Below are 4,911 nucleotides of genomic sequence, written 5' to 3'. Positions count from 1 at the left end.
CGTGCCGGTCCCGCTGGTACGGGCGTTGGTGTGCAGGGCGAGCGCGGCGTTGGCGGCGACGGTCGCGGTGACCTGGCCGCTGCCGTTCACCGTGTACGCCGGCCCGGTGCACGAGCCACCGGACAGGTCCCCGGCCATCACGTCGCAGTAGGTCCCGGCCGGCAGCGAGGTCTGGAAGGTACGGGTCAGCGCCGAGCCGGAGCGGTTGAACGCCACGTAGCCGGTGCTGCCGCGGCCGAACGCGATCTGGTTCGAGCCGTTGCTCCACCAGTTGGTGACGCCGGCGCCGGCCGCGGTGTTGCGCAGCGCGACCATGTTGGCCGTCGTGCGCCAGCGGTGCTCGCACTCCCAGCCGTTGCCGCAGCTCACCTGGTTGGTGGTGCCGTTGCTCGCGGCGGGCGGGCCGGCGTCGGGGCCGGAGAACGTGAAGCTGGACATGACCTGCGGGACACCGTACGGCCAGGCGATCATGAACGCCTCGGCCAGCGCGTACGCGGAACCGTTCTTGTAGGTCAGTTTGGCCCGGCCGTTGCGCTGGGTGTCGTGGTTGTCCACGAAGGCCACCGCGTCACCGGAACCGAGCCGCATCGAGCTCGCCAGGTTGTTGAGGTTGGCCAGGTTGCCGTTCTGGAACGCGCCGCCCACCACGTCGCCGTAGCGGAACTCGGTCACGTCGCCGAAGCCGGCGTACTCCTCCGGAGTGGGCTCGCCGGAGCCGCCCTCGATCACCTCGGAGAAGACGTACGGGTCGCCGGTGACCGGCGCGATGAACGCCGACATGTCTCCGGCCGGCATGTGCTTGGCCGCGTCCACCCGGAAGCCGTCGACGCCCAGACCGACCAGGTCGTTGAGGTACGCGGTGAGCTTGCCCCGGACGTACGAGGACTCGGTCTTGAGGTCGGACAGGTCGACCAGCTCGCAGTTCTGCACCTCCCACTTGTCGCCGTAGTTGGCGATGTCGTCGTTGCCGTTGCGCCCGCAGTGGTGGAAGTCGTCGTTGCCATAGGGCACAGCCGGGTACGCGTAGTGGCTGTAGCCGTTGCCGCCGCTGCCGGTGCCGGTGGACGTGCCGCCGGCCATGTGGTTGACGACCGCGTCGACGTAGATCTTGACGCCGGCGGCGTGGCAGGTCTGCACCATGCTCGCGAAGGCGTTGCGGTCGCCGCGGCGGGTGGTGAGCTGATAGCTGACCGGCTGATAGTCCTGCCACCACGGATAGCCGCTGCCGGGCAGCACCACGTGCTCCTGAGGCGGCGAGACCTGCACGCCGCCGAAGCCCTTGGGGCCCAGCGTGGTCGTGCACTCGTTCGCGACCGAGGCCCACGGCCATTCGAAGAGGTGCACGATGACGTCCTTGGCGCCGGGCGAGGCGGTGGAGGCCTCGGCGTTCTCAGCGTTGCGGACGACGCCGACGGCCAGCAGGGCCGTGGCCAGAACGGCGGTCGTCGCGGCGGCGACAACCTGACGGGTACGCATGGAGACCTCCAGGGGGACGCGAGGAGCGGTACGGCGGGGGACGGCACCGTGAAAACTCTTGCGCAAGTGCCGGAAAGTTATCAGGGTGTTTCGCGCCGGTAAAGAGACCGCTCTCGATACATCTGCCCGGATTGTGGGTCGGTGTCCTGTTCTCCTTGCAGTAAAGACAATTGATCAAGGGCGTCGACGCCGAGAAAGGGCAGGTCGACGGCGTTCTCGCAGGTCGTTGCCCCGGCAAGAACTTTCAAAGATCAACTTAATAAGCGTTACGCGCCGATGTCAGGCGGCGGTGATGTCCACACTCTCGGCGGCCCGGCCGGCCTTGTGGATCGCGGTCGAGCCGCGCACCACCAGCTCGGGGGAGAAGACGTACTCCGAGCGGGGTGCGCCGTGGCCGTTGATCTCGTCGACGAGCTGGCGGATCGCCGCGTTGCCCATCGCCGCCACCGGCTGGCGCAGGGTGGTCAGCGGCGGATCGGTGAACGCGATCAGCGGCGAGTCGTCGAACCCGACCACGGAGACGTCCCGGGGCACACTCAGGCCGCGCCGTCGGGCCGCCCGGATGGCGCCCAGGGCCATCAGGTCCGAACCGCACACGATGCCGGTCGCACCCCGGCTGAGCAGCTGGCCCGCCGCCACCTCGCCGCCCTCGACGCCGAACAGGGTCAGCGCCACCAGCTCCTCCAGCTCGCGGTCGCCGGCGCCCAGCTCACGGCGCATGGCGGCCCGGTAGCCGGCCAGCTTGCGCTGCACGTTGAGGAAGCGGTCCGGGCCGGAGACGAAACCGATCCGGGTGTGCCCGAGCGCGACCAGGTGGGAGACCGCCAGCTCGCCGGCCAGCCGGTCGTCGCAGGAGATGAACGGGGCGTCCAGGCCCTCGGCGTACCCGTTGATCAGCACGATGGGCAGCGGCCGCTGCACCAGGCGGCGGTAGCGCTCGTGGTCGGCGGTGGTGTCGGCGTGCAGGCCGGAGACGAAGACGATGCCGGACACCTGGCGGTCGAGCAGCATCTCGACGTACTCGTCCTCGGTGACGCCGCCCGGCGTCTGGGTGCACAGCACCGGGGTGAAGCCGCTCTGCGACAGCGCCGACTCGATGGTCTGCGCGAAGGCCGGGAAGATCGGGTTCTCCAGCTCCGGCACGATCAGGCCGACCAGCCCCGCGCTGCGCTTGCGCAAGCGCTCGGGCCGCTCGTAGCCCAGCACATCGAGGGCGGTCAGCACCGCCTGGCGGGTTTCGGTGGAGACGCCGGGCCGGTCGTTGAGGACCCGCGACACCGTCGCCTCGCTGACCTCGGCCTGGCGCGCGATGTCGGACAAACGTGCGCGCATGGGCGTCACTATAGAGCCGTCCGCGATGCGGGACGGCCGACTGACCGCGTCTGGAACTTCTTGCGGAAGCATTGCAAGGTCTTCCATTGGCGGTAATCCCTTGCTAACGTCCCCGCAACAGCCGAGCTGGGCCTATGGGGGCCTTGCTTCCGGTTCCCCCCTTTATGTCCGTGCCACCTCTTCGGGCACCGTGCTGTGCCCGATAGGAGAAGATTATGCGCATCCGTACCGCGGGTGTCGTCACCGCTCTCGCCCTGGCGCTCGCCGCCGCGGGTTGCAGCAGCGGCGGCGATCCCGAAACCCCTTCCTCCGCCGCACCCGCCGGAGCCGGCGGCAAGCTGGTCATCTGGGGCGACGACAAGCGCGCCGCTGCGCTGAAGCCCTTCGCCGACAAGTTCGGTCAGGAGAACGGCGTCACCGTCGAGGTGCAGGCCATCTCCAAGGACCAGCAGACCACCTTCGTCACCGCGTCGCAGCAGGGCAGCGGGCCCGACGTGATGGTCGGCGCGCACGACTGGATCGGCAACCTCGTGCAGAACGGTGCGATCGACCCGGTGCAGCTGACCGCCGAGCAGCAGCAGGGCCTGGCCCCGAACGCGGTCAAGGCGGTCACCTTCAACGGCCAGGTCTACGGCGTGCCGTACGCGACCGAGAACCTGGCGCTGATCCGCAACACCAAGCTCGCGCCCGAGGCCCCGGCCACCATGGAGGATCTGGTCGCGCAGGCGAAGAAGCTGCGGTCCGGCAAGAAGGCGAGCGAGCTGCTCTGCCTCCAGGTCGGACAGAACGGCGACGCGTACCACGCGTACCCGCTGTTCAGTTCGGCCGGCGGCTACCTGTTCGGCACCGCGGCCAACGGCGACTACGACAAGAACGACCTCGGCATCGCCAAGCCCGAGTCGATCGCCGCCTTCCAGAAGATCCGGGCGCTCGGCGAGAAGGGTGACGGCGCCCTGAAGCGGTCGATCACGGTGGAGAACTCCATCGCCACCTTCACCGCGGGCAAGTGCGCGTACCTGGTCTCCGGGCCGTGGGCGGTCACCGACGTGAAGAAGGCCAAGATCGCGTACGACATCTCGGCCGTGCCCGGATTCGCCGGCGCCAAGCCGGCCCAGCCGTTCCTGGGTGTGCAGTCGTTCTACGTCGCGGCCAAGGGCAAGAACAAGGCGCTGGCGCAGGAGTTCGTCACCAACTACGTGACCACGCCGGAGCTGGCCGTGGCGCTCTACCAGGCCGAGCCCCGCCCGCCGGTGCTCACCGCGGCCTACGACCAGGTCAAGGGGGCCGACCCGGACCTGGCCAAGTTCGTCGAGGCCGGCCAGAACGCGGTGCCGCTGCCGGCGATCCCGGAGATGGCGTCGGTCTGGGACCCGTTCAGCAAGGCGGAGTCCGCAGTGGTCGGCGGCGCCGACCCCAAGACGGCCCTCACCGCGGCAGCCAAGACGATCTCGGGCCAGATCAAGTCATGACCGACTGCACCGAACCTCGCCCGGCGGGAGTCGCCGACGGCCGTGACGGTGAGGGCCAGAAGGGCATGACGAAGGTGGCTCAGCAATGACTGCTCTTCTGGAGCGGGAGACCGCCCCGGCCGAGGCTCCGCGCCCCGGCCGGGGTGGCCTCGCCGGCCCCCTCGTCAAGATCGCCCTGCTCGGGCTGGTCGCCGGGCTCGCCGTCTGGGCGGCCTTCCCGCTGATCGCCGAACGGGCCTGGATCGGCCTGGCCGTGCTGCTGGCCGCCACGGCCGGACTGTTCTACCTGTACACCGGCCGCCGGCGGGTGCCCGCCAAGTACCTCGTGCCCGGGACCCTGTTCCTCATCGTCTTCCAGCTGTTCCCGGTGGCGTACACGGCGGCGACCGCGTTCACCAACTTCAGCGACGGGCACCGCGGCGACAAGCAGGAAGCCGTCGTGGCCATCCAGACCGCGTCGGTCACCCGGGTGCCCGGTTCGACCGAGTACGCGCTGACGGTCGCCACCACCGGCGACCCGGCGACCGGGCCTCTGACGTTCCTGGTGACCGACCCGGCCACCAAGGCTGTCTCGGCCGGCACCGCCGAGGGGCTCAAGGCGCTCCCGGCCGGCGACGTCACCGTGACCGCCACC

At 69.8% G+C, this 4,911-nt stretch carries 3 protein-coding genes and 1 pseudogene; 2 read left to right on the top strand and 2 right to left on the bottom strand.

Annotation, left to right across the window (positions count from 1 at the left end):
* Both AB0C29_RS33695 and AB0C29_RS33690 read right to left on the bottom strand, forming a co-directional pair.
* Positions 1-1,476 (bottom strand): alpha-amylase family protein (locus tag AB0C29_RS33695; protein WP_360828897.1); only part of this gene is annotated, 1,476 nt, incomplete at its 3' end.
* A 279-nt stretch (positions 1,477-1,755) separates the two neighbouring features.
* A complete protein-coding gene (locus AB0C29_RS33690) occupies positions 1,756-2,808 on the bottom strand; it encodes a LacI family DNA-binding transcriptional regulator (RefSeq protein WP_360828894.1) in 1,053 nt (350 codons plus the stop codon).
* Between the two features lie 215 nt (positions 2,809-3,023).
* Here AB0C29_RS33690 and AB0C29_RS33685 point away from each other — a divergent pair, with 215 nt between their 5' ends.
* Positions 3,024-4,277: a maltose ABC transporter substrate-binding protein gene (locus tag AB0C29_RS33685; protein WP_360828892.1), complete on the top strand. Its 1,254-nt coding sequence runs from the start codon at positions 3,024-3,026 to the stop codon at positions 4,275-4,277.
* Positions 4,278-4,362: 85 nt separating this feature from the next.
* Positions 4,363-4,911: pseudogene (locus AB0C29_RS33680) on the top strand (sugar transporter permease); the annotation flags it as partial.

This window comes from Actinoplanes sp. NPDC048791 (assembly GCF_040650095.1).
Taxonomy (GTDB): Bacteria; Actinomycetota; Actinomycetes; order Mycobacteriales; family Micromonosporaceae; genus Actinoplanes.
Note: the sequence above shows the minus strand (reverse complement) of the source record. Positions and strands in the feature narration are given on the sequence as shown.